This is a genomic window from Bradyrhizobium elkanii USDA 76 (assembly GCF_023278185.1).
GTDB classification, from domain to species: domain Bacteria; phylum Pseudomonadota; class Alphaproteobacteria; order Rhizobiales; family Xanthobacteraceae; genus Bradyrhizobium; species Bradyrhizobium elkanii.
The window spans coordinates 6,719,822-6,744,882 of record NZ_CP066356.1 but is presented as its reverse complement, the minus strand read 5'-3'; the positions used below and the strand labels follow the sequence as shown (position 1 = coordinate 6,744,882).

The following is a 25,061-nucleotide window of genomic DNA, read 5'->3' as shown; positions in this document are numbered from 1 at the left end:
TTCGACCGCCGCCCTGTTGAAATGGCGGGACTCACCCTATAGACCGACGTGGCCTTCGATCGGCGCGTTGGGGCGTAGCCAAGCGGTAAGGCAGCGGATTTTGATTCCGCCATTCGGAGGTTCGATCCCTCCCGCCCCAGCCAATGAACAAGCCATTGATTTCGATAGACGAATCGATTTTTCCAGCCGGCCCCCCGCCGCCATTTCGGGCGGATTGGGCCGGCCAGCTAGAAATCGGTGCCGCTTTCGTTTCCATGGCGGCGGGCGACAAGCCCCGAGTCGCCCGGAGATCCAGGTCAACGGGCGATGACTCACGACACAACGACGGATCTGACGTGGCGAATACCAAGAAGGCCCGCGCTGCTGCTGGCGCGAAGAAGAAAAGCAAGGGATCGGCGCGTTCCCCAATCTCGTCTTCCTCACCGCTCGGCATGCTGGCGCTCCATCTTCTCGAGCAATGGAAGAAGTCCGGGCGGGACGGCGTCGTTTTCCTTGCGGAAAGCGAGAACAGGGCCGAGCGCCTCGGCAGCGTGCTGCATTCGCTCGATCCCTCGCTCGAGGTGCTGGTGTTCCCGCGGCTGAACACCTTGCCCTTTGACGGGCTGGAGCCGTCACGAGAGATCGCCGGCAGGCGCAGTTCGGTGTTGAGGCGCCTCGCCAGGAGCAAGAAGCCGGTCTTCCTGGTGTCGACGGCGGAGGCGATCATGGAGCGGTTGCCGTTGCCCGCGAGCTCAGCGCGCCTCAGCATCAGCTTGAAGGTGGGCGCGGGCTACTCCGAGCAGGAACTCAAGGATCGTCTGGAAGCTCTGGGATACGATCTCGACGAAGAGGCGGATTATCCCGGCAGCGCTCTCTTCCACGGAATGACGTTCGAGGTATTTCCGGCGGGCGCGCTGGGGCCGTTCAGAATTGAGCATTCCGGTGGCGTGATCCGCAGAATCGCAGGTGTCGATCCGGACGAGCACGACGTCGTGTTCGACGCGGAGGAACTGCACATCGACCCGATGTCCGAACGGATCGCGTTGGAAGGCAAGCGGGTCCAGCGGGCGGCGCTGCCGGATTATTGCCAGCGCGCGCACTGGATCGCGGACGCAGGGGTTTCGGGCCACGCCGATAGCTGGCTGAGCACGATCAAGGAGGCGGCCGGCCGCAGGGAGGCGGAGCGCGAGTATCTGGGGCCCGCTGACTGGAAACGGCTGGCCAAACGGATGAGCTCGCTGCCTCGAAAGGCGGCCTTCATCGCCACGCCCGACTTCTCGAAGGTCGCCTCGTCGCGGAAAGCTCTTCGCGCATTTGTCGCCGACACGCAGCGCAGCGGATCGCGGCTGCTCTTTGTCGCGGCGGTCGAGGACGATCTGCGCGCGATGGAGCGAATGAGCGGGATCAAGGCGGAGCGCTTCGCCGACTGGAACGAGGCGGCGAAAGGGCGGGGCGGCGAAGGCGGGCTGTTGGCCGACTTCGACACCGGCTTCATCGGCTCAGGGCGCAAGCCGCTCGTCGTCGTGACGGCGACCGACGTGCTCGGCAGCAGGGCGCATCATCCGCAGCCCATGGCCAGAGCATGGAGTTCGGCTTTCGATCATCCCGACGTGCCGGAGCGCGGCGCGGTCGTCGTGCATCTGCAGCGCGGGCTGGCCGTGCTCGATGGCTTGCAGACCCTCGATATGGGGAAGGGATCGTCGCGCGAGATGATCAGGCTGGCCTTTGCGGGGGATGATGCCGTCCTCGTTCCGCCGGCCGATCTTGCGCTGATCTGGCCGTATGCCGCGGAGCTCGGCAAGCTGGCACTGGACAGGGCCGATGGCAGTACGTGGTGGACGCGCCGTACCAAGGCGGAGCAGGAAATTCAAACGGCCGCCAAGGCGCTTGCCAAACACATCGCGCAACGGCGCCGCCGGCGCGCGCCCAAGCTGGTCGCTCCCGGTCCCGCATATGAGCGGTTCGTCGCGCGCTTTCCCTATTTCACGACAGTCGACCAGGCGAAGGCAATTCGCGACGTCCTGGATGATCTTGCGTCCGGTCATCCGATGGATCGGGTCGTCTGCGGCGACGTCGGATTTGGCAAGACCGAGGTGGCCTTGCGCGCGGCGGCGGCCGTTGCGTTGTCGGGCAAGCAGGTTGCCGTCGTCGTGCCGACGACTGTTCTGGCAAGGCAGCACGTCGCAACCTTCCGCAAACGGTTTGCTCCGCTCGGGATCGAAGTGGGAAGCCTGTCGCGGGCGACGTCGTCTCCGGAGATTAAGGAGACCAAGGAAGGCCTGCGAAGCGGAAAAATGAAGGTCGTGGTCGGCACGCAGGCGATCGCATCGAAGGACGTGAAGTTCGCCAAGCTGAGCCTGATCATTGTCGACGAGGAACAGCACTTCGGCGCAGCCGAGAAGGCGAAGCTTTCAGGGCTGGCGAAGGGCGCCCATACGCTGTGGATGAGTGCCACGCCGATCCCGCGCACGCTTGCGGCGGGCCTTGCAGGATTCAGGGAGCTTAGCGTGATCGCATCCCCGCCCGTTCATCGGCTTCCGGTCGCGACCAAGATCGCTCCGCTCTCGGACGCTGCCATTGCCGCCGCATTGCTGCGCGAGCAGCGACGTCACGGGCAAAGCTTCCTGATCTGTCCGCGCATCCAGGATCTGGATCCGATGCTGGCGCGCGTGCAGTCGATGGCCCCGGAGCTCCGCATCGTCTGCCTGCACGGCAAGCTACCCGCCGACGAACTGGACGATCGAATGATGAGTTTCGTCGAAGGCGAGGCGGACGTTCTGCTGGCGACCAACATCGTCGAAAGCGGTCTCGACATCCCGAGGGCGAACACCATCGTGGTCTGCTGGCCGGAAAAGTTCGGTCTGGCACAGCTCCATCAACTGAGAGGCCGGGTGGGACGCGGCGGGACACGCGCCTTCGCATACATGCTGACCGAATCCAGTTCGGAACAATCCGGAAAGCGTTTGGCCGTTCTGGAGGAGTTCAGCAGACCGGGCGCCGGTTTCGCGATCAGCGAGCGGGATCTCGACCTCAGAGGCGCCGGGGATCTGCTTTCGGAACGACAATCCGGCCACGTGCAGGTGTTCGGGCCGGTGCTGTACAGCCACCTTCTGAAACAAGCCTCGGAGAAGACCAACGACCGGTCCGCCGATCTGTGGGTGCCCGATCTCAACCTGCCGCTCGCGGATTTGCTGCCCAGGAGCTATGTGCAATCGGAATCCGTGCGGCTTGAAATCTACGGCCGTGCCGCGAGATGCTGGAGCGAGGACGATCTGGAAGATCTCGAGGAAGAGACCTCGCGCCGCTTCGGCAGGCTGCCGTCGGCGGGTCGGGATTTCTTCGCCGCGGCGAGGCTCAGGATCGATTGCAAGCGGCGCGGGATCGTGAGGCTCGACGTCGGGCCGGAGGCGGTCGCGGCGACGTTCCTCCCCGGACGGCTGCCCAAATCTAAGGCACGATCGCTCGAGCGCGACGGCGATCGCGTTTTCTATTCGGACAACATACACGAGCCGCCTTTCGAGCGGATCGATGATCTCCTGGATATTCTGGATGAGTGAGTACGGTGTTGCTCCGGCGCCTCGTTGCGCTTAACCGCGTCCTTCGACCGATTGAATGCATTGCGTTCCCTGATGCGGAACGTCACGTTGGGCCACTCGACTCCTGTCAAATGCGTGCCGCGCGCCTGCATCGCGCGCAGTAAAGATATTTCAGCGCGCGGGGGCTCAGGAGAACAAATCGACCGATCGTGCGCGCTGACATCCCAGTGACATGTAGCCTCGTTACTGGACACATTGCGGTGGTTTGGCCGCCGTCTTTTGGCCTGCTCTGCGCAAATCGGAATGCCCCCTTCCAGGCGCGAGTCGGCGGTATCCGGAGCGGGCTATCCTGTTCAGATACCGTTGTTTTTGAGCCGAAATCTCCCGGCTGGAGGCCGGAATCAGCGGCGTCGAAACGGGCATTGGCTTTCGCTTTCTCCGTAGGACTACCCGTTTTGCGCACCGTTCCGCGCGGTGTTGCCCAACCTTGTGCCCGATAACGGTAACTGGAATATTCATATTGTATTTCAATAACTTGCCGAAGTGTCGCAGTTCAAATGCCCGTGATATTTGTGCAACATTTGCCCGAAAACAGCCGCAACTCGCCGCAAACCGAGCGGTCTTTTGTTGCGTGATCGGGGGCCTTCTGTCTCATATGGAACTACGACGGAGGGGGGCATCCCGAGGTCGTCCCGTTCTAGGTGGTTCGCTTAAGTCCCTCGCGTTCATGCGGGTGTGTCCGAAGGCGCGAAGCGACTAAGCGGGGATTTAAGGGACAAGGGAACCAACCTGAGGGTGTTCTACCCGGCGGATCCGGAACCTTCCCTGAGATAGAGCAACTTGGAGGTTTAACATGAAGATGGTTAAGAGCCTTATCCTCGGCTCGGCGGCGGCTCTCGTCGCGGTCGGCGGAGCTCAGGCGGCCGATCTTCCCGTCAAGGCCAAAGCGGTCGAGTACGTGAAGGTTTGCTCCCTGTATGGTCCCGGATTCTACTACATCCCGGGCACCGACACCTGTATAAAGCTGGGCGGCTACCTGCGCGTCGACGTTCTGGCGAACACCAACTCGGACCACACCGGCAACACCTCGGGTGCTGGTGGTGCGAACAACCGCTTCACCAACGGCTACACTTGGCGTTCGCGTGAAGACCTGAACATCGATACGCGCACCGCGACCGAATACGGCGTGGTCCGCACCTTCTTCGATGCGACGTTCTCCTGGACGACGGACAACTACGCTGGTCAGGGCAACGGCGCGACCGTCTATTCGCCGATCGGCACTGTTCAGGCTCCGAACAACGCCAGCTCTGGCGCAGTTGCTGGCGGTACGGTCGGCGTCTACTACGCCTTCATCCAGTTCGCGGGCTTCACCATCGGTAAGGCGGTCTCGCAGTTCTCGGCTCCGTGGGCCAACTACCCGGGCAACAGCTACGACGGTCTCGTCGGCGGCGGCGGCACGATCACTGGTGTGAACCAGTTCACCTACACCGCACAGTTCGGCAACGGCGTGTCGCTGTCTCTGTCGGCTCAGGATCAGACCCAGTATTATCAGGCTGGTGTGGCCAACCTCGGTGCTCCCGCAACCTTCGGCGTTGTCGGTAACACCAACACGTTCGGCCTCAGCGACTACGCTGGCACGATCGCTCCGGATCTCGTCGCGATGCTGCGCGTCGACCAGGCCTGGGGTCTGTTCCAGGCATCGTTCGCCGCGCATAACAACCACGCGGCCTACTACGGCGGCACCGAGTTGACCGGTCATCCGGACGACAAGTGGGGCTGGGCTGGTCAGTTGGCTCTGTCGATCAAGAACATCCCGACCGGACCTGGCGACACCATCAACTTGCAGGGCGTCTACACCAACGGTGCCACGCGCTACAACATCCAGGACCTCGCCGGCTCGGCGGGTGCGAACACCATCTTCGGCGGCACCAACGTTCCGGGTGCCTACCAGAGCATCGGCTTCGGCCTCGCGCCGGACTCGATTTTCGTGACCGGCGGTCAGCAGCAGCTGATCACGACCTACGGCTTCCGCGGTGCCTACGTGCACAACTGGAACCCGAACTGGAACACCAGCATCTACGGTGCCTGGGCCCAGGTTAACTACAACGGTACGGCCAAGAGCTACCTCTGCGGCCCGACCGGCACTGGCGTGGGTGGTTCGCTCAGCAACTTCTTTAGTGCCGCTTCCAACCTGACGTCCTGCAACCCCGACTACAGCATCGCGCAGATCGGTACGCAGACCCAGTGGACCCCGGTGAAGAACCTGACCTTCTCGGCCGACTTCACCTACACCCGTCTGGACCAGAGCTTTGCCGGTACGCTCACTTTCCCCGGCGCTGCAGGGATCGGCAAGCCGGCCGCTGTGTACGAGCTGAAGGACCAGAACACCTACATGTTGCTGCTCCGCGCTCAGCGCAACTGGTAATACCGGTTGATCTGATTGCGATCTAACAGGGCCCCCGGCGCCAAAACGCCGGGGGTTTTGCTTTGTCATGCCGGTTCTGGCGCGTCACGCGGCGAGCATGTCGCGCACCATCGGCACCACCTTGCTGCCGTAGAGCTCGATGCTCTTCATCAGCTTGTCGTGCGGCAGCGGGCCCGCCGAGTATTTCAGCTGGAAGCGCGCCGCGCCGAGCGCCTTGACGGTCGCCGCGATCTTGCGGGCAACGGTTTCCGGCGCGCCGACATAAAGCGAGCCGTGCTCGGCCTCAGACACGAACTCGTCGCGGCCCATCGGCGGCCAGCCGCGCTCCTTGCCTATACGGTCGCGCATGACCTTGTAGTCCGGCCACAGCTCCTCGCGTGCCTGCGCGTCGGTCTCGGCGACATAGCCCGGCGAGTGCACGCCGATCGGCTTCGGTTCGCGGCCGAACTGCTGGTAGGCGCGCTGGTGCAGGTCGACATAGGGTGCGAAGCGTTTGGGATCGCCGCCGATGATGGCAAGCATCAGCGGCAGGTCGTAATGCGCCGCGCGAACCACCGACTCGGGACTGCCGCCGACGCCGATCCAGGTCTTTAGCCGGCCATGCTCGACCGGCGGATAGACCGACTGGCTCTTGAGCGGTGGCCGCAGCTTGCCTTGCCAGGTCACCGGCTCCTGCTTCAGCAGTTCGGTGAACAGGTCGAGCTTCTCCTCGAACAGCTCGTTGTATTGCCTGAGGTCGAAGCCGAACAGCGGGAACGACTCGGTGAAGGAGCCGCGGCCGAGGATCACCTCGGCGCGGCCGTTCGAGACCGCGTCGACGGTGGCAAAGCGCTGGAAGACGCGGATCGGGTCGTCCGAGCTCAGCACAGTTACCGCCGAGCCGAGGCGGATGTTTTCGGTGCGCGCGGCGATTGCCGCCAGCACGGTCTCGGGCGTGGAGATCGCAAAATCGGCGCGGTGGTGCTCGCCGAGCCCGATGAAATCGATCCCGAGCTGATCGGCCAGCACCGCTTCGTCAACGACGTTGCGGATCACCTGGGCATGCGGCAGCGGCACGAGGGCGGCGTCGTTGGTGACGTCGCCAAACGTATCAAGCCCGAATTCGACGGAGGTCGTCATAGTCAGTCCGGTTGTCGGCGTGGCGGAGCATCCGCCACGGGCCACCCATCGCACGCAGGCCGAAAGGTCGGGTTGCTGCGGATCGATCCGCAAGCCTGCGCTGTGGAGCCTTGGGTTGGAGATACCTTCGAGCTATTGCCGGTTCAGGGCGCCGGCAAGGTCACGCCGCGAAACTCAGCGTTTCCAGGCCCGCTTGGGAGCAGCCTGCGGCAATCAGCCCGGGACCACCAGGAAGCCGGCGCGCGGGAAATGCACCACCACCTCGCCGACGCGCTCATCCGACCGGCGGATCGCAATGTGTTGCGCCGACAGCGAGACGATCTCGCCGTGCACCGGGATCTTGCCGTAGTCATCCGGCATCACGGCAACGACGTCGCCGGGCTTGCGACCGTTCGGGTCCGTGGGGTCGCCGAACACAGGCGACTGCGGCCGCGCCTTCGCCGCGATCTCGAGCGCGGCGGCCGACGACATCTCGGTGCGCGTACCGTGGCCGATGGTGCGGACGCGCTCCTCCCATGCCGCAGCGCGCGGAAAGGACTTCATGATCTCATCCATCGTCGCGAGACTCTGCCGCGCGTACCACACGTTCATGTAGGCGCTGACGTCCGCGAGGCTGAACTCGCCGAACAGCCACGGCCGGCCGTCGCCGAGTTGCGCCTCGATCCAGTCGACATTGGCGCGGAACTGGTCACGCATCTGCGGCAGCGCCGCGGTCATGGCGGCGACGTCGAATTTGCCGCCGCGAAACTTCTCGCGATCCTCGATGAAATCCCGCGGGACCTTGTCGCCGATGAAGCCGAACACGAGGCTGACCGTGTTCTGAAAGAACGGCCGGTCGGTCCACATGCCGAGCGCCCAGGGCATGCCGGCATTGCCCGCCGGAAACAGCGTCGGCGTCGGATAGCGCCGTTCCAGCTCGCGGATGATGATCTGGGTGTCACAATAGATGTCCGAGCCGATCTGCATCGTCGGCGTGCGGCGATAGCCGCCGGTCATCGGCACCAGGTCCGGCCGCGGCATGATCCGGGAGATCCGCACCGAGTTCCAGGCGAGCTTCTTGAATCCGAAGATGATGCGGATCTTCTCCGAGAACGGCGATTGATCGAAATGATGCAGGATCGGCGTGGGCTGCGACATGGCCTTCTCCCGGGACAGGGTGCGATCTCTACGGACCTCGTCGCATAAGCTGACAAGATTCCGGCAGATCGCAACCTATATTCATCGGCGAGAAGGGCGGCGCAGCGCGCTCAGAACTGCTCCGCCCACGGCCGCAGGTCGAGCTCCAGCGTCCAGGCGCTGCGATGCTGGTGATGCAGCACCCAATAGGCGTCGGCGATGGCCGCGATGTTGAGCATGCCATCCGGTCCGCGCTCATCCTTCAATTGCGGACGCATGCTCAGCAGGCGGTCGCCCTCGATACCGCCATCGACCACGACATGGCCGACATGGATGCCCTGCGGCCCGAATTCCCGTGCCACGCTCTGCGCCAGCGCGCGCAGCGCGGCCTTGGCGGCGGCGAACGGCGAGTAGTTGGCCTTGCCGCGCAGCGAGCCGCTGGCACCGGTGAACACCAGCGTGCCGCCGCCGCGCGCAAGCAAAGCGGGGATCGCGGCCTGTGCGAGCTGGAAACCGCCGAGCGCATGTTCGCGCCAGTGTTCCTCGAAGCGCTGCTCGCTGACCTTCAGAAACGGCGCCGGCCGGTTGGAGCCTGCATTGTGCACGGCCATCGCGAGCGGTGCGAGCCTCTCGGCCGCCTCGACGAAGCGCGCGACATCGGCCGCCCTGGAGGCGTCGCCGACCACGTGCGCGACCGTCGCGCCGCTTGCGGCCAGCTCGGCCGCCGTCGCGGCGAGCTTGTCGGCGTTGCGTCCGGCGATCGCGACGGGATAGCCGCCGGCGGCAAAGCGACGCGCAATCGCGGCGCCGAGGCCGTTCGACGCGCCGACGCCGGCGATGAGCACGCTTCCTTGCACGGCGGTCGGCTCGAGGGCGGATCGGTCGTTCATGGCTCACTCCATCAAGGTGCCCGCGGCGCGGGCGAAATCATTCGTCGGATGCCATCGCGACGATGGCATCGCGCACCGTGCGCAGAACGGCATCGGACCGCTTCTGGTCGGTGAGGACACGCGAGATCGCCAGCGCCCCGACCATCGCACTCACGGCGACGATTGCCCGGCTGTCGTCATCGTCGCCGAACGTCTCGGCGACCTTGGCGATGAAGGATTCGATGTGCGGTTCCATCACCGCGCGGCACTGTGCGTCGGCGCGGCCGACATCCGAGATCAGCGCGCCGATCGCGCAGCCCGACTTGGGCGCGTCGCGATGGGCGCGGCTGAGATAGCTCCGCGCCAGTGTGTTGATGTTGACCGGCTTGTCGGGATCGCGCGCCGCGTGAGCCGATGCTTCGCCCGCATTCAGCGCCTGTTCGAGCGCCGCGGCGATCAGGTCGGAACGTGAGGCGAAGTGCCCATAGAAACCGCCATGGGTCAGCTTCACCTGCTGCATCAGGCCGCCGATGCTGAGCGCGTCGAGGCCCTTGCCGCGGATCTGTGTCGCAGCCTCGTTCAGAATACGCTCACGGCTCCTGGCCTTGTCGGCCTGGGAATGGCCCATCTCGGTTAGCCCCTGTTTGACTCTCTTTCTGGATTATGACCATCATGCATATGAATGACAACCATCATCCAGAAATTATCCAGTCACAAAGCAGGGAGGAACAGATGTCCGGCAGCGCGAGCGAAGGGCGGGTCCGCCACGAGCGGCACGACCGCATCCTCAAGATCGTCATCGACAATCCCGCGAAGAAGAACGCCTTCAGTCCGGAGATGATGACTGAGCTGTCCGACGCGCTGACGCTGCTCGACAATGACGACGGCCTCTGGGTCGGCGTGCTCTGCGCCGCCGGCGGCAGTTTCACCGCGGGTCTCGACATGCCGAAATTCTTCGGTCCGACGGCGACGCGCAAGCCGCTGCCGGAGGGCAACGTCGATCCCTTCGGATTGTCGAAGCGCTGCCGGAAGCCGATCGTCACGGCGGTGCAGGGTATCGTGTTCACCGTCGGCATCGAGATGATGCTGGCAGGCGATATCGTGATCGCCGCGGACGACAGCCGCTTCTGCCAGATGGAAGCCAGGCGCGGCATCGCGCCGCTGGCGGGCGCGCATTTCCGCTATATCAGCCGCGCCGGGTGGGGCGATGCGATGTATCACCTGTTGCTGTGCGACGAGTTCACCGCCGCCGAGGCGCATCGGATCGGCCTCGTGCAGGAAGTCGTGCCGGCGGGCCAGCAGGTCGAGCGCGCGATGGCGCTCGCGGAGATCATCGCGCGCAATGCGCCGCTGGGAATCCAGGTGACCAAGGAGGCGGGCCGCAAGTTCATCGAAGCCGGCGAGCAGGCGGCAATCGCGATCATTCCGCAGATCCGCGAACGCGTGCTCAACACATCAGATGCGGCCGAGGGCATCAAGTCGTTCGTGGAGCGCCGCGCGGCTGTGTTTCAGGGACGCTAGTTGCGTTCACGATACGTGCCCGGATTGCGGTTGTGACAATGTTGTCGCAGCCGCATCAATTTCAATCACGACGATCGTGCGACGACTCTTGTCGAGATTCGTCGAATCAGGGAGATTCGAGCCATTCATTAAATTCTGTTTCGTCCTGCTTTCACTCAAGCGTCCGGTATGGATTCCCATGACAAACGCACGAGTAATAGTTGTCGGAAATAACAAGGGCGGCTCCGGCAAGTCGACAATTGCCATGCACGTCGCCGTCGCGCTGATCAAGGCGGGTCAGCGTGTCGCCACCATCGATCTCGACAACAAACAGAAGTCGCTGACGCACTATGTCGAGAACCGGCGGGACTGGGCGCGGGAAACCTCGCTGGATCTCGGCATTCCCGCGCATATGTGCTTCGAAACGGTGAGCGGCAGGAGCAGCGAGGTCGAGACGCTCGGGCGCAGCGCGCTTGCCGAGATCGTCGAGCGGCTCGGCCGGTCGCACGATTTCGTCGTCATCGACTGTCCCGGCCACGACACCTATCTGACGACGTTCACGCATTCGCTGGCGAACACGCTGATCACGCCGCTGAACGACAGCTTCCTCGATTTCGACGTGCTCGGCACCGTCGATCCGAACGACTTCAAGGTGACCGGCATCAGCCATTATTCGAAGATGGTGGAGGAGGCGCGGCGCGAGCGCAGCGCACACGACCAGCCGGCATTCGAGTGGGTGGTGCTGCGCAACCGTCTCTCCATGCTCGGTTCACGCAACAAGCGCTTGGTCGGCGAAGCCTTGAGCGAATTGGCCAAGACGCTGAATTTCCGCATGGTCGATGGCCTGGCCGAACGCGTGATCTTCCGCGAATTCTATCCGCGCGGACTGACCGCGATCGACGACGTCAGCCAGCTCGCACTCGGTGGTCGGCCGACCATGTCGCATGTCACCGCACGGCTCGAGATGGAGCGGCTGATGACCGCCATCATGCTCGGCCATCTTGTGGCGCGCCCGGCGGAGACCTCCGACGCCAGCCGCGACGCGGCGTAGGGCGCCGCCGGATCGTTACCGGCAGTTGGCGTTGTCCGCATTGGCAACGGTCAGGAACGTGATCGTTGCGGGAGCAAAGACGATCACTCCCGCCGCTGTGGCATCACCGCTCAGAGCGGGAAGCTGGTCGGAAGCGCCAAGCGCGAGCGTGCTGCCATTGAGCTGAACGTTGCCATCGGCGGGCGTTGCACTCGCCAACGTGTAGCGTTGCGAGGCGGCCGACAGCGTGAGCTTGCGCCGCATCCGCCGATCGTTGTTGATCACGAGCAGGGCCACTCCACCCGGCACGTCACGTGCGCAATGCGCGTAGACATGGAAGCCGGGATGTTCGCCGACGCCGGCATCGAGCACGGTGGTTCCCAGCAGCCGCCGCCACAGCAGTGCGGCCCAGTAGTTCGGCCGCGGCAGATGGGTTTTTTCGTCGAGCAGCCCGTAGTCGCTCGCGGCAAGGGTGTTGTGCATGACAACCTGAACGCCGGCCTTGGCGAGCCGCCCGAGTTGATCGAGGTAGCGGAACGTATCGGTGAAGGTCGCGGCCCAGCGGTTGCCGCCGCATGCGGTCTCCGCGGTCTCGGTCAGCCAGATCGGCTTGCCCGGCGCAAGCCGGTCGCGCAGCGCCTGATAGAAGGCGAGGGTCTTGCCGGTTCGCGCCAGCCATTGGTCCGACAATGCCTGGTTCGCCGTGCGATCGCCGCCGCATCGCGCCGAGAGCGCGCCGTAATGATGGTAGGAGACGATATCGACGCCGGCTGCCGAGACCGCGAAACGCGCGTGTGCGTCCGTGCCGGTGCCGATCATGCCCGGGCCAAGGATCGTCACGTCGGGTGCGGTGTCCTTCACGAATGCGCGGAAGGTTGCAAAATCTCGGCCGTAGGCTGCGGCGTCGTAGCGGTCGGGGGCGCCGCCGATCGCCGGCAGATCGGGCTCGTTCATGAACTCGGTTGCGGCGATCTGGCCGCCGGTCGATTTTGTGAAAGCGAGAAGCTGTCGGGCCTGTTCGGAGGTCCACCGCCCCTCGGCGTCACGCGTGCCAGTGCTGATCGCAAAGGATGTGACGATGGGCGCGTCGACGGCGTGCGAGAAGTCGATCACGTCCCGCCACTGCTGTCGCGTCAGTGTGCCCTTGAATCCGGTCTGCGGCGCAGTGGGTGGCGTCTCGGCATTCGCAAAGAACGTGCTGTTGGCCCAGGTCCCGCTCACACGAAGGTATGCGGGTGAGAGCGCGGCGGCGAGCTTGCGCAGTCTGCCATCGTGCAGGTCGATCGGGGCGCGAGCTGCGAACCGCTCCGTTTCTGCACGCCGACGCGCGGCGGCGGTTGCATAAGGCTTCCAGAACCGTCCGCCGGTCACCTCGACCATCTCGATGTTGTAGGACTGGAAGCGCGGGCCGATCAGCCCGACGCGCGGCATGGTCGCGACATCAAGCGTCAGTTCTGCCGCGGTCGCCTTCGTGCTGACGAAGGCCGCAATCGCCAGGACAACGACGCGTGCGAGGCGTCGACGAGCAAGAACACAGTGGACGCGCATGAGGGCTTCGTGGCGTTCTGAATGGCGCTTCCTCTCAGAATGCCGCCGAGGCTGCTCTGAATCAACGCGGCAGCAGATCTTGCGGCTCGTTCGCGATGCGATCCCACAGCGCGCGGATCATGTCCTTCATGACCAGCGCGTCCTGCCAGCGGTCGGACAGTTCCCTGCCGTCAGGTCCGGTGATGGCATAGGGCGGAGGACCGAGCTCGCACAGGAAGGTCAGGGTCGCGTCCGGTCCGGCGCGCTTGCGCCATGAACGGATGGCGTAGTCCCACCAGCCCATGAACAGCGACACCCAGCCCTGGTGCTGCGGAAAGCCGAGCGAGATCTGCACCTGCTCGCGGCTCGCGATGCGGCCATGGAGGCCCCAGGCATTGTCGAGGATGCGATGGATCATCGCGTGGTTGACGTCGTCGACCGGCCAGGCGAATTCGCGGCCGACCAGGTAATGCGAGAGATCGGCGGTGAGCCGCAGATCGGGAAAGCAGTCGAGCAAATCGAGCATGAAGAACAGGTCGGTCGTCATGCGGTCGCGATGGGTCTCGACATGCACGGCGACGCCGGCCTCCGCGGCAAGCTGCCGCCAGCCTTCGAGCAGGGGAATGCAATCTGCGAGCCGGCGCGGTCGAACGTCCGGCTGCAAATTGACATGATCGGCGCCGAGCCGGGCGACCAGCTCGAGCACCGGTTTCAGGTCGTCGACCGTTCTCGGGTAGCATTGCGCCTGCCAGATCATGCCATGCGCGCGAAGGAAGCTCGTCACCTCGCGCGCGAAGGCGGGATCGATGAAGCGCACGCCGGCGCCGTCAAACCCGGCATCGCGGATCATCGCGAGCTGGGTATGCAGCGGCCATTCGCCCTCATCGGCCAGCCGCCGCTCCATCGCCCAGAGCGACTGCAGGACACGCAGCTGCTGCGCCACCGATCAGGCCCGCGCCGGGATCGCCGTGGACAGCTCGGCCTGTTCGCTCGCGTCGGCGGCGATGTTCTCCTGGTAGGTCTCGGGCCCGATCCAGATCGCAATCACGGTGCAGGCCGACAGGAACATCGCGTAGCAGGCGACCGGCCACCAGGTGCCATAGGCTGCCACCAGGGCGGTGGCGACGAACGGCGCCGGACCGCCCGACAGCAGCGAGCCGAGCTCGCGCGCGAAGGCAAAGCCGGCGAAGCGGCGTTGCGGCGGGAACAGCTCGGCGAAATACGCCGCCTGCGGCCCGAACATCGCCGCCGTCACCACGGCGCGCGCCAGAATGAAGGCGAGCGCGATCATGATCCATTCCCTGGTGCCGACCATCCAGAAGAACGGGAAGGCGAGCGCCACGCCGGCGAGCGCGCCGAACATGTAGACCGGCCGCCGTCCGATCCGGTCGGACAAGGCCGCAAAGCCGAGAATCGCGAACAGCTCGACCGTGAATGCCAGCATCAAGGCGCTGAGCGCCTCCGCCTTCGGCACGCCGAGCGTGGTGATCACGTAGCTGAGGCCAAACACCGGAAAGAAATAGCCGAGCCCGTTCTCGGCCATGCGGGCGCCGAGCACGACGAAGAAGTTGCGCGGGTGCCGGCGCAACGCTTCCATCGCCGGATTGCTCTCGACCTTGCCGCGCGCGACCACCGCCTCGGTGTAGACCGGCGTCTCGGTGATGCGCATGCGGACGAAGATGCCGACCACGATCAGGAGGAAGCTCGCCAGGAAGGGCAGCCGCCAGCCCCAGCTCATCAAATCCTCGCGCGGCAGCATGGTCACCAGCGCGAAGGCGCCGGCGGCGAGCAGATTGCCGACGGAGACGCCGAGTGGCGCGAAGCCGCCCCAGAAGCCGCGATGTTTCGGCGGCGCGTTCTCGACCAGGTAGATCACCGCACCGCCATATTCGGCGCCGGCGCCGAGGCCCTGGATCACGCGCATCGCGACCAGGAGGATCGGCGCCCAGATCCCGATCTGCCCATAAGTAGGCAGGAAGCCGATCGCGGTGGTGCCGATGCCGATCATCAGGAGTGTGGAGACCAGCACCGGCTTGCGGCCATAGCGATCGCCGAGGATGCCGAATAACAGGCCGCCGAACGGCCGCACCACGAAGCCGACGCCGAAGGTCAGGAACGACAACAGCGTGCCGACCACCGGATCGCTCTTCGGAAAGAACAGCTCGCCGAACACCAGCGCCGCTGCGGTGCCGTAGAGGAAGAAGTCGTACCATTCGAGCGCGGAGCCGATGCTTGCGGCCAGGATCACACGCAGGCGCGATGTGCGAGCGCCATCTCTTGCCATCTCGGTCATTCGTTTCCCCGTATTTTGATTTTTATGGTCGTTTGATCGGGCATGATCTCCACGTTTGTCGCGAGGGATCACGCTCGTGAAAGCAGCAATGCCCGCGGCCTGGCCGCGGGCATTGTCTCAGTTCTCAGGCGGCGCGCGTGAAGTAGGATTTCTTCGACGCCGATTGTGTCTCGTAGATCGATCCCTGCCGTTTCGCCGGCGGCAGTGGCATGCGCACCGGTACATCGGTGAGCCGCGGTGCGACCACCGGCGGGCCCGCCAGCAGGCGGCTGTTGAACTCGTCGAAATCCTTCACGCCCGTCAGCGGCCAGGCGTCGCTGGCGGCGACTTCATAGAGCAGGAGGTTGCGCGGCCGGTTCGACGTGTTGGTCGCCGAGCCGTGCAGCGCGCGCACGTGATGGAACGACATGCTGCCGGCCTTGCCCATGCATGGCACCGCGCGCTTGATGTCGTCCGCGATCTGGTCCGGATCGATCAGGCCGGCGAAGTGGCCGTCCTCGCCGTGATGGTCCCACATCGTGGCGCCGGTGTGCGACCCGGGCGTCACCAGCATCGGACCGTTCTCGATATCGCAATCGTCGAGCAGCACGCCGATCGCGAGGATGTCGTCATTGGTGTGCGGATAGAACGCCCAGTCCTGATGCCACTCGACCGGCGAGCCGTATTGCGCCGACTTCATGTTGAGCTTGGAGCCGTGCAGGCGAAGCCCGGGGCCGATCAGCTTGGTGAGGATCGAGATCACGGCCGGGCTGCGCACGATTTCGTCGAAGATCGGGTGCACCTTGTGCGGCGCCTTGATGCGGCGGACGCGCGGATTGTCAGGCGAATGGCCCGGCTCGAGGTCGTAGACGTCGGTGTGCTCGCTCACAGCGGCGGCGCCGGCCACCAGCTCCGCGAGGACCGTGCGCACCTTGCCTAAGGTCTCCTGGTTGAGCACCTCGGGGACCACGATCACCCCGTCGCGCTTGTAGGCCTGGGCCTGTTCGTCCGAAATCATCCCATTTCTCCCTTTTTGTTCCATGTTAGCGCTAACATGAGCTAATGCTAGCGCTAACATCGTGGCTTGGCAACCCGGAATCGGGCAGGCTCCAGACCATGAGCTCCGAACTGACCGCCCCCGGGACCGCCCCGGCCGGTGCCGCGCCCACCCTTTCAGAGGTGGCCAAGCGCGCCGGCGTCTCCTCGATCACGGTGAGCCGGGTGGTGCGGATGCCCGACCTGGTTGCCCCGGAGACCCGGGCGCGGGTCGAGCGGGCGATGCGCGACCTCGGCTATGTCCCGAACCTGGTGGCGGGCGCGCTGGCGAGCGCGCGGACCAATTCGGTCGGCGTGCTGGTGCCGACCATCGCCAACGCGATCTTCGCCGACACGGTGCAGGGCCTGTCCGACAAGCTCGAGCCGCTCGGCTTCTCCGTGATCCTGGCGCAGTCGCGCTATGACGCGGCGCGCGAGGACCGCATGCTGGCGGCGCTGCTGTCGCGGCGGCCCGAGGCGATCATCATGGTCGGCTCGCCGGCGACCGAGGAGGGCAGCCGCCTGCTGCGCAATGCGCGCATTCCGATCGTCGAGACCTGGGATCTGCCGGCAAACCCGATCGACGCGGTCGCGGGCTTCGACAATTACAAGGCCGGTGTCGCCGTCGCGAGGCATCTGGTCGCGCAGGGCCGCAAGCAGCTCGCCTTCATCGGCGGCGACGATCCGCGCGGAACGCGCCGCTGGTTCGGCTTCAGGGACGAGGCACTGGCCAGCGGCCTTGCCGAGCCGCGCCGGTTGATCCTGGACCGCAAGGATTCCGGCAGCGTGGCGGCGCATGCACGGCTGCCCGATGTCGACGCGGTGTTCGCCGCCAACGATGCGCATGCGATCGGCTTCATGTCCGGGCTGCGCAAGGCCGGGCTGCTGCGCGACGGGCCTGCATCGGCGCAACCGGTCGCCGTCATCGGGCTTGGCGATCTGGAAATGGGCCAGTTGATCTCGCCGACCCTGAGCACGATCAGCGTGCATGGCGACGCGATCGGCCGCACCGCGGCGACGCTGACGCTGGAGCGCGGCGGCGAGCGCCGCGTCGATCTCGGCTTCGAACTGGTGCTGCGCGACAGCGGCTAGCGCGGCTCCGCCAACGGTGCGCGCGGAGGTGCTCGTTTCTTTCCGTGCCTTCACCTTGCCGCGACCCCGGAGTCGACCGCCTCGAGCAAGCTCACCAGGCCACGCAGGATGGCGATCGGCGAAGGCGGGCAACCCGGAATGTGGAGATCGACCGGAACAACCGCGGAGACTCCGCCAACCACCGCGTAGCTGCCGGCGAAGCATCCGCCATCCCTTGCGCAGTCGCCCGCAGCGACGACCCATTTGGGATCCGGCGTCGCAAGGTATGTGCGCTCCAGCGCCTCGCGCATGTTCTTCGTGACCGGACCCGTGACCAGCAGCACGTCGGCGTGGCGGGGCGAGGCGACGAACCGGATTCCAAACCGTTCGACGTCGTAATACGCATTGCTCAACGCGTGAATTTCCAGCTCGCATCCGTTGCAGGAGCCTGCATCAACCTCGCGGATCGAGAGGCTGCGGCCGAGGCGTCGTCGTGCGCTGCCGCCGACCATGGCCGCGAGCTCCGCGAGCGCAGTGTCGTCCGGGCGCGGCGCCTGTTCCGTCAATGGCTGGCGAAACAGGCTCTGGAACAGAAGTTTGCGCATCGCCTCAAGCCCTCAGAGATCCTGCCCGGAATAGGAGCAGTTGAACGACTTATTGCAGAGCGGGAAGTCCGCCACGATGTTGCCTTCGATGGCCGCCTCGAGCAGCGGCCACTGAAACCACGACGGATCGCGCAGATGGCATCGCTCGATCCGATCGCCGTTCAGGCGCAGCCAGGCCAGGATGTCGCCGCGAAAACCTTCGACGAGGGCCATGCCTTCGCAAGGCTCTGCCGTATTGTGCAGTGGCACTTTCACCGGGCCGGCCTCGAGGCCAATGAGGATCTGGTACGCCAGCGCAAGACTCTGCTCAACCTCGCGGATCCGGATCCAGACCCGGGCGTTGACGTCGCCGTCGCCGAGGACGGGGACTTCGAAGCGAAGGCCATCATAGGGGAGATAGCCGGGCCTGCGTCGGGCGTCATGGTCGCGGCCGCTCGCACGCCCGACATAGCCACCGGCGGCGAATTGCTTTGCGAGCGCGGGGGGCACGATGCCGGTGCTGACGGTGCGGTCCTGCAACGAGGCGGTGTTGTCATAGAGCTCGACCAGCGCAGGGAAATGCCGGCGGATCCGGTCGAGTACGGCCCGGATTGCGTCGGCTCCATCGCCGGCGATATCGCGCGCGACGCCGCCGGGAACGACGAGGTCGCGCATCAGGCGGTGGCCGAATGCTGCGTCGGCCGCGCGCAGCACGGATTCGCGCAGCACGGCGCAATGCGCCTGCATCAGCGCAAATGACGCATCGTTGCAGATCGCGCCGATGTCGCCGAGATGGTTGGCCAGCCGCTCGAGCTCGGCCATCAGTGCGCGCAGCAACAGCGCGCGCGGCGGCACCGCAATCCGCTGCGCGGCCTCGACGGCTTGCGCGAATGCCAGCCCATAGGCGACCGTGCTGTCGCCGGAGACCCGGCCGGCAAGCCGCGCGGCCTGCTCGATCGTGCTGCCTGTCATCAGCCCTTCGACACCTTTGTGGGTGTAGCCGAGCCGCTGCTCGAGGCGGACCACCGTCTCTCCGCTCGCGGTAAAGCGGAAATGCCCGGGCTCGATGATGCCGGCATGCACCGGACCGACTGCGATCTGATGCAGGCTGTCCCCCTCGGCCGGGAGGAATTGATAGGGCGCTGCGTCCGCCGATGCATCGCGACGTTCGCCGAGCGGGAAGCGCGTTTGCCAACGACCATGATCGAGCCAGGGGCGGGGATCCGGTGTGCCTGTGGCCTGCAATCCGAACAGGTCGTGGAGGGTGCGCTCCAATCGAAGCGCCGGCGGATGATAGGCCGCGACCGACGGGAATTGGCGATCGGGACAATCCAGGCTGATCACGCCGATATCGGACGTGCGGTCGTCGAGGATGGCCATGTGCACGCGCGACGGTTCACCCCACAGCCCGAGCAGGCTGAGGCCGCTATCCGCAAGCGCGTGAGCGGCGGCGCGCCAGGTATCGCCGTCGACCACGGCGCGCGGCCATGGATGATGCCGTTCGATCCTGTGGTCCGCTCGGATCAGATCGATCAACCTTGGCATGTCCCGTTCTCCCTCGCGCTAACCGAGCAGGTGGGCGACGTGCTGGAACCAGACGACCAGCGGTCCCGGAAGATAGATGCCCGCAGTCAGCACCAGCGCGAAATGCGCGAACATCGGCAAATAGGACGCATCCGCCGGCGCGGCATTGCCGCGCGGCTCGCCGAACGCAAGGCTGGTCAGGCGCAGGATCAGCGCGCCGAAGGCGAGCAGCAGGCCGAACACCAGCGGGATGGCGAGCAGCGGCTGGCGCGCGAAGGTGGAGCTGACGATGAGAAATTCGCTCATGAAGATACCGAGCGGCGGCAGGCCGGCGATCGCGACCACGCCGATCACGAGACTCCAGCCGAGTGCCGGATGCGACTCGGTCAGGCCGCGAATGTTGGCGATCCGCTGCGTGCCCTTCACCTGCGCAATGTGGCCGACCGCGTAGAAGATTCCCGACTTGGTGAGGCTGTGCATCACCATGTGGAGCAGGCCGGCAAAGTTGGCGAGCGGGCCACCCATGCCGAACGCAAACACGATGATGCCCATATGCTCAATCGACGAGTAGGCGAACAGCCGCTTGATGTCGCGGCGGCGGTAGAGCATGAAAGCCGCGAACAGCAGCGAGGTCAGCCCCATCGTCACCATCAGCGGCCCGGGCGATATCGCATCCGGATTGGCGGCGAGCAGGATCTTGAAGCGGAGCACCGCGTAGAGCGCGACGTTGAGCAGCAGGCCGGAAAGCACGGCGGAGATCGGGGTCGGGCCCTCGGCATGTGCATCCGGAAGCCAGGCGTGCAGCGGCGCCAGGCCGACCTTGGTGCCGTATCCGAGCAGCAGGAAGATGAAGGCGACGTTGAGCAATGCCGGATCGAACGTCGCCGCACGGCTGATCAGCACCGTCCACACCATGGCGTCCTGCCCCTCGCCGACCACCGGCAGCGCGGCCATGTACACCAGGATCGTGCCGAACAGCGCCAGCGCGATGCCGACGCTGCCGAGGATGAAATACTTCCAGGCCGCTTCCAGCGCCGCATGGGTCCGGTAGATGCCGACCATCAGCACGGTGGTGAGCGTAGCGACCTCGACCGCGACCCAGATCAGGCCGATATTGTTCGACACGAATGCGAGGTTCATGCCGAACATCATCACCTGATACATGGCATGGTAGAATCGCAGATAGCCCGGCGTCAGCCGTCCGGTTTCGAGCTCATGGGCGATATAGCTTGCGCTGAACACGCTCGTCGTGAATCCCACGAAGGTGTTGAGCACGATGAAGACGATGTTGAGATCGTCGATCAGCAGGTACTGGCCGGGTTGCGGGCGCTCGACCACGAGCAGCGAAAGCGCCGCCAGCAAGGTGCCGAGACTGGCCACGATATTGAGGCCCGCGGTCAAGCGGTAGCCGGGCAGCGCGGCCAGCACCGCCGCGGCGGTGATCGGTATCAACAGAACCCAGGTGACGGCATCCGACGCGGCAGTCATCGGCGCTCCCCCCTGAATTCATCGAGCGCGCCGACGTCGACGGTGTCGAACCGCTCGCGAATGCGGAACAGGAACACGCCGATCACGATGAATGCGATCAGGATCGAGAAGGCGACGCTGATCTCCACGACGAGCGGCATGCCCTTGGCGCCGGTCGCGGCCAGCACCAGGCCGTTTTCCAGCGACATGAAGCCGACGACCTGGCTGACGGCGTTGCGCCGCGTCACCATGACGAGCAATCCCAGCAGCACCACCGACAGCGCGAAGGCGAGGTCTTCCCGCGCCAGCGGATCGGCCGCGCCGGTGACGCGCAGCATCAGCACCATGGACAGCGCGACGAGCCCCATGCCCGCAAGCATGGTCGGGCCGATGCTCACCGCGGTCTCGATATCGCGATGAATGCCGAGCTGCTTGATGATCCGATGCAACGCCACCGGGATGACGATCGCCTTGAAGACCAGTGCGATGGCTGCGGTGACGTAGAGATGCGGCGCATTCTGGATGAAGGCCTGCCAGGCGACGGAAGCTGCGAGCACCACGGCATGAAGTGCGAAGATGTTCAGCAGCGCATACAGGCGGTCCTGGTACAGCATCATGAAGCTGATCAGCACGAGCCCGCCGGCGAGCAGATGGGCGATGTCGAAGGCGAGGTTGTGCATCAGAAGCCCCGTGACACGAACCGAAGCAGCGTGCCGAGCAGGCCGAGCATCAGCGCCGCGCCGAGGAATTCGGGGACGCGGAACACCCGCATCTTGGCCGTCGCGGTCTCGAACACGGCAAGAAGGAAGCTCGCGATCGCAAGCTTGAGGATGTAGACAGCGACGCTGACGAGATAGGACAGCGGGCCCGCACCTTCCGTGGTGATCTGCCACGGGAAGAACACGCAGATGATCAGCGAGATGTAGAGCAGCAGCTTGAGGAAGGCGCCGAACTCGATCATGGCGAGGTGACGCCCGGAATATTCGAGGATCATCGCCTCGTGCACCATGGTCAGCTCCAGATGCGTCGCCGGGTTGTCGACCGGGATGCGCGCGTTTTCGGCGAGCGCCACCATGATGAGGGCGATCATCGCCATGCCGAGCGAGACGCGCAGTCCGACTTCCGACGACGCCATGAAGGTCGCGACCGTCGACAGCTGGGTCGAGCCGGCAATCAGCGCGACGCAGAACACCATCAACAGCATGGCCGGCTCGGCGAGCGCGGCAATCATCACCTCGCGGCTGGAGCCGATGCCGCCGAAGCTGGTGCCGACGTCCATGCCGGCAAGCGCGAGGAAGAAGCGCGCACTGCCGAGCAGGGCGACGATCGCGATCAGGTCGGCGCTCCAGTTGAATTGCAGGCCGGTCGCAAAGGTCGGGACCAGCGCCGCCGCGACCCAGATGGCCGCGAATGTCACATAGGGCGTGACGCGAAACAGCCAGGACGCGTTTTCGGCGAGCACGACCTCCTTGCGCAGCAGCCGCAGCAGATCGCGGTAGGGCTGGAAGATCGACGGCCCTTTCCGGCGCAACAGCCGCGCCTTGATCTTGCGCACGACGCCGGTCAGGAGCGGCGCGAGCAGCAGCACAAGCGCCATCTGGCCGAGCTGAACGAGAATGTCCGAGATCACGACCATATCGCGAGCGCCAGCAGCAATGTGACGAGGGTTGCGAACACCAGGCTGAGGTAGCGGCGGATGGTCAGGAACTGGAGCTGGTTCAGCCGATCGGCGAAAAACCACACGAGTTCAGTCACGGGTGTGTAGAGCCGCTCCCAGACCAGGTCGTGCATATCGACCCTGAGGCGGGCCGGCCGCAGTTCGCCCGGCGCGGGCATGTCGACATGCTCGCGGGCCTGGAAAACCAGCGTGCCGAACACGCGGCGGATCGGCTGCACAAAGCTCACGCCGGAATACTGCGCCGCCGGTGTCGGGTCGGAGAAGCCGCAACCCCAGGCCGGTCCGCGCCGGATCGCGCGCGACGCAAAGCGATGGATAAAGTACACCGCGAGCGACGCCGCGGCGGTGATGAAAGCAAAGACGAGCAATCCGTTGTAGGAACTGCGGCTCTCCGCAATCGGCACGATCGAGAGCCAGGGATCTTCCGCCTGAAGCGGCATCCGGTGGCCGATCACGGCCTGCGCGACGGGCGAAAGCGCGTCGATCACCAGGCCGGGCAGAATGCCGGCGAGGAAACAGAGCACGGCGAGGCTGAACATCGCGGCGAGCGAATAGCGATCGACCTCGGCGGCGGCTTCCGCGGCCCGGCTCCGCGCGCGGCCGAGAAATGTGATTCCGAAAGCCTTGACAAAGCATGCGGCGGCAAGCGCCGCGGCCAGCGCCAGCAAGGCGCCGACCGCGGGCACCATGATCTTCAGCAGCCATTGCGGCAGGTCGGGGCTCTGCAGGACGGCCTGGAACATCAGCCATTCCGACACGAACCCGTTGAACGGCGGCAGCGCCGAGATCGCGACGCAGCCGACCAGAAAGACGAAGCTCGTGAGCGGCATGCGGTGGATCAGGCCGCCCAGCTTCTCCATGTCGCGTTCGCCGGTCGACGTCAGCACCGCGCCGGCTCCGAAGAACAGCAGGCTCTTGAAGAACGAATGGTTCAGCACGTGGAACAATGCGGCCGTCAAGGCGAGGGCGGCCGCGAGGCCGAGGCCGTTCGCCTGAAATGCCAGCGCAAGGCCGAGGCTTGCGAAGATGACGCCGATGTTCTCGATCGTGCTGTAGGCGAGCAGGCGCTTGAGATCCTTCTCCATCAGCGCATAGAGGATCCCCATGACGGCGGTGGCGCCGCCGAGGATGAGAACCACGACACCCGCCGACCAGCTTGGCGGCCCGAGCAGATCGAACACGACCCGGATGAATCCGTAGATCGCGACCTTGGTCATCACGCCGCTCATCAGCGCCGAAACATGGCTCGGCGCGGCCGGATGAGCCAGCGGCAGCCACACGTGCAGCGGGATCAGGCCGGCTTTCGACCCGGCGCCGAGCAGCATCAGCGCGAGCACCAATGCGGCCTCGGACGGGGTGTGCCGGGCGGCGCGGATGGCCGCAAAGCTGTAGCTGCCGCCGGCTCCCGCCAGCAGGCCGAAGGCAAGCAACAGAGCCAGCGTCCCGAAGCTTGCCATCACGAGATAGACGTAGCCTGCGCGGGCATTGTCTGCGTCACGGTGATGCGCCATGACGAGCGCCCACGAGACGAGCGACATGAATTCCCAGCACAAGAGGTAGGTGAACGCATCGTCGGCGAGCACGACGAGATTCATCCCTGCCAGGAACGCCGGGAAAAACGGAAGGATGCGCTGCGGCGCGGATTCGTGACTGCCGTAACCGAGGCCATAAAGACTTGCGGCCGCACCGCCGAGATTGACCACGACGAGAAAGAATGCGGCGAGCGCGTCAAGGCGGAAATGCGATCCCAGCCAGGGCAACCCGATCGGCAGAGCCAGTTCCGTCGCGCCGGTACCGGAGATGAGCGAAATCACGGCCCCGGCCAGCGCGATCAATGAAATCGCGAAAGTCGCGCCGTAGACGATGGATGTCGATTGGCGCGATCTGCTCGTTGCAATCGCGAGAGCGGTCGTTCCCAGCAGGGCGGCTACACACCAGATCTGCTGAGTGACCGCCGGGATCATGTCCGCACCTTCGGTGAGCCTGATCCGGCCTTCAATCGCACCCCGCGGCCGCCGCCGCTGCTGATGGCGCCCTCATTGATGACCTCGACGCCGGCTGTGCCGAGCGCGTCGATCAGTTTCACGAGCGAGTCGACGTTGCCGCGAATGGTGCCTTCGCTCGTCTCCATCCGCTGGATGGTCGGCACCGAAAGTCCGGACAGCTCGGCGAGCTGCCGTTGGTCGATGCCAAGCAAGGCTCTGGCAGCTCGTAGCTGCGCCGCGGTGATCATCGATTGATGGCCGTCGATGTGAGGAGTCGGGTCTATTTGAATGTCATTTATGCACATCAAGTAATGATGGCACAAGGGCAATAAGTGATGTTTTAT

The 25,061-nt window shown here is 65.1% G+C and carries 21 protein-coding genes and 1 tRNA gene; 6 read left to right on the top strand and 16 right to left on the bottom strand.

The window, feature by feature from the left end; translation table 11 throughout:
* The first annotated feature begins 68 nt into the window (after window positions 1-68).
* The 3 genes from JEY66_RS32340 to JEY66_RS32330 all read left to right on the top strand — a co-directional run bounded on the left by JEY66_RS32340 (window position 69) and on the right by JEY66_RS32330 (window position 5,940).
* Window positions 69-143 (top strand) — tRNA-Gln (locus JEY66_RS32340).
* A 288-nt stretch (window positions 144-431) separates the two neighbouring features.
* Window positions 432-3,536: a DEAD/DEAH box helicase gene (locus tag JEY66_RS32335; RefSeq protein ID WP_018270371.1), complete on the top strand. Its 3,105-nt coding sequence runs from the start codon at window positions 432-434 to the stop codon at window positions 3,534-3,536.
* Window positions 3,537-4,368: 832 nt separating this feature from the next.
* Window positions 4,369-5,940, top strand: a complete 1,572-nt coding sequence (locus tag JEY66_RS32330) for a porin (RefSeq protein WP_018270372.1) — start codon at window positions 4,369-4,371, stop codon at window positions 5,938-5,940.
* An 84-nt stretch (window positions 5,941-6,024) separates the two neighbouring features.
* On the opposite strand, the gene JEY66_RS32325 is transcribed toward JEY66_RS32330, so the two are convergent.
* The 4 genes from JEY66_RS32325 to JEY66_RS32310 form a co-directional block, all read right to left on the bottom strand.
* Entirely contained in the window at window positions 6,025-7,059 is a 1,035-nt protein-coding gene (locus JEY66_RS32325) for an LLM class flavin-dependent oxidoreductase (protein ID WP_016844528.1), read from the bottom strand.
* Window positions 7,060-7,272: 213 nt separating this feature from the next.
* Complete coding sequence (locus JEY66_RS32320; RefSeq protein WP_018270373.1) at window positions 7,273-8,196, bottom strand: glutathione S-transferase family protein; 924 nt, start codon at window positions 8,194-8,196, stop codon at window positions 7,273-7,275.
* 110 nt (window positions 8,197-8,306) lie between these two features.
* The gene (locus JEY66_RS32315; RefSeq protein ID WP_016844526.1) at window positions 8,307-9,065 is read right to left on the bottom strand and encodes an SDR family NAD(P)-dependent oxidoreductase; all 759 of its coding nucleotides are present in this window, start codon (window positions 9,063-9,065) and stop codon (window positions 8,307-8,309) included.
* Window positions 9,066-9,102: 37 nt separating this feature from the next.
* Complete coding sequence (locus JEY66_RS32310; protein ID WP_016844525.1) at window positions 9,103-9,672, bottom strand: TetR/AcrR family transcriptional regulator; 570 nt, start codon at window positions 9,670-9,672, stop codon at window positions 9,103-9,105.
* Between the two features lie 104 nt (window positions 9,673-9,776).
* On the opposite strand from JEY66_RS32310, the gene JEY66_RS32305 reads away from it, so the two are divergent.
* Complete coding sequence (locus tag JEY66_RS32305; protein WP_018270374.1) at window positions 9,777-10,565, top strand: crotonase/enoyl-CoA hydratase family protein; 789 nt, start codon at window positions 9,777-9,779, stop codon at window positions 10,563-10,565.
* A gap of 6 nt (window positions 10,566-10,571) precedes the next feature.
* Here the strand turns inward: JEY66_RS32305 and JEY66_RS32300 are convergent, their stop codons facing one another.
* Window positions 10,572-10,811: a hypothetical protein gene (locus JEY66_RS32300; protein ID WP_162136745.1), complete on the bottom strand. Its 240-nt coding sequence runs from the start codon at window positions 10,809-10,811 to the stop codon at window positions 10,572-10,574.
* Here JEY66_RS32300 and JEY66_RS32295 point away from each other — a divergent pair.
* Entirely contained in the window at window positions 10,810-11,595 is a 786-nt protein-coding gene (locus JEY66_RS32295; protein ID WP_018270375.1) for a division plane positioning ATPase MipZ, read from the top strand. The two genes, JEY66_RS32300 and JEY66_RS32295, sit on opposite strands and share 2 nt — an antisense overlap.
* A gap of 15 nt (window positions 11,596-11,610) precedes the next feature.
* Here the strand turns inward: JEY66_RS32295 and JEY66_RS32290 are convergent, their stop codons facing one another.
* From JEY66_RS32290 to JEY66_RS32275, 4 genes are all read right to left on the bottom strand, one after another.
* On the bottom strand, window positions 11,611-13,122 hold the full coding sequence (locus JEY66_RS32290) for a glycosyl hydrolase family 79 N-terminal domain-containing protein (RefSeq protein WP_016843055.1): 1,512 nt from the start codon (window positions 13,120-13,122) through the stop codon (window positions 11,611-11,613).
* A gap of 61 nt (window positions 13,123-13,183) precedes the next feature.
* On the bottom strand, window positions 13,184-14,044 hold the full coding sequence (locus JEY66_RS32285) for a sugar phosphate isomerase/epimerase family protein (protein ID WP_016843056.1): 861 nt from the start codon (window positions 14,042-14,044) through the stop codon (window positions 13,184-13,186).
* A 3-nt stretch (window positions 14,045-14,047) separates the two neighbouring features.
* Entirely contained in the window at window positions 14,048-15,394 is a 1,347-nt protein-coding gene (locus tag JEY66_RS32280; protein ID WP_018270376.1) for an MFS transporter, read from the bottom strand.
* A 124-nt stretch (window positions 15,395-15,518) separates the two neighbouring features.
* On the bottom strand, window positions 15,519-16,391 hold the full coding sequence (locus JEY66_RS32275; protein WP_016843058.1) for a phytanoyl-CoA dioxygenase family protein: 873 nt from the start codon (window positions 16,389-16,391) through the stop codon (window positions 15,519-15,521).
* Window positions 16,392-16,489: 98 nt separating this feature from the next.
* Here JEY66_RS32275 and JEY66_RS32270 point away from each other — a divergent pair, with 98 nt between their 5' ends.
* A complete protein-coding gene (locus tag JEY66_RS32270) occupies window positions 16,490-17,500 on the top strand; it encodes a LacI family DNA-binding transcriptional regulator (RefSeq protein ID WP_018270377.1) in 1,011 nt (336 codons plus the stop codon).
* A 50-nt stretch (window positions 17,501-17,550) separates the two neighbouring features.
* Here JEY66_RS32270 and JEY66_RS32265 read toward each other — a convergent pair whose 3' ends face one another.
* From JEY66_RS32265 to JEY66_RS32235, 7 genes are read right to left on the bottom strand one after another with little or no spacing between them, the layout of a single operon-like run.
* Complete coding sequence (locus JEY66_RS32265) at window positions 17,551-18,084, bottom strand: NADH-quinone oxidoreductase subunit B family protein (protein WP_018270378.1); 534 nt, start codon at window positions 18,082-18,084, stop codon at window positions 17,551-17,553.
* A gap of 12 nt (window positions 18,085-18,096) precedes the next feature.
* Window positions 18,097-19,608, bottom strand: coding sequence for a hydrogenase large subunit (locus JEY66_RS32260; protein WP_026192444.1), 1,512 nt, complete (start codon window positions 19,606-19,608; stop codon window positions 18,097-18,099).
* A gap of 18 nt (window positions 19,609-19,626) precedes the next feature.
* The gene (locus JEY66_RS32255; protein ID WP_016843064.1) at window positions 19,627-21,075 is read right to left on the bottom strand and encodes a hydrogenase 4 subunit F; all 1,449 of its coding nucleotides are present in this window, start codon (window positions 21,073-21,075) and stop codon (window positions 19,627-19,629) included.
* Window positions 21,072-21,734 (bottom strand): hydrogenase-4 component E, encoded by a 663-nt coding sequence (locus tag JEY66_RS32250; RefSeq protein ID WP_016843065.1) that lies wholly within the window; start codon window positions 21,732-21,734, stop codon window positions 21,072-21,074. The genes JEY66_RS32255 and JEY66_RS32250 overlap by 4 nt, the downstream gene beginning before the upstream one ends.
* A complete protein-coding gene (locus JEY66_RS32245; protein WP_016843066.1) occupies window positions 21,734-22,690 on the bottom strand; it encodes a respiratory chain complex I subunit 1 family protein in 957 nt (318 codons plus the stop codon). The genes JEY66_RS32250 and JEY66_RS32245 overlap by 1 nt, the downstream gene beginning before the upstream one ends.
* Window positions 22,681-24,696, bottom strand: a complete 2,016-nt coding sequence (gene hyfB / locus JEY66_RS32240; protein WP_016843067.1) for a hydrogenase 4 subunit B — start codon at window positions 24,694-24,696, stop codon at window positions 22,681-22,683. The genes JEY66_RS32245 and hyfB overlap by 10 nt, the downstream gene beginning before the upstream one ends.
* Window positions 24,693-24,965 (bottom strand): helix-turn-helix domain-containing protein, encoded by a 273-nt coding sequence (locus JEY66_RS32235; protein ID WP_016843068.1) that lies wholly within the window; start codon window positions 24,963-24,965, stop codon window positions 24,693-24,695. The genes hyfB and JEY66_RS32235 overlap by 4 nt, the downstream gene beginning before the upstream one ends.
* Window positions 24,966-25,061: the final 96 nt, after the last annotated feature.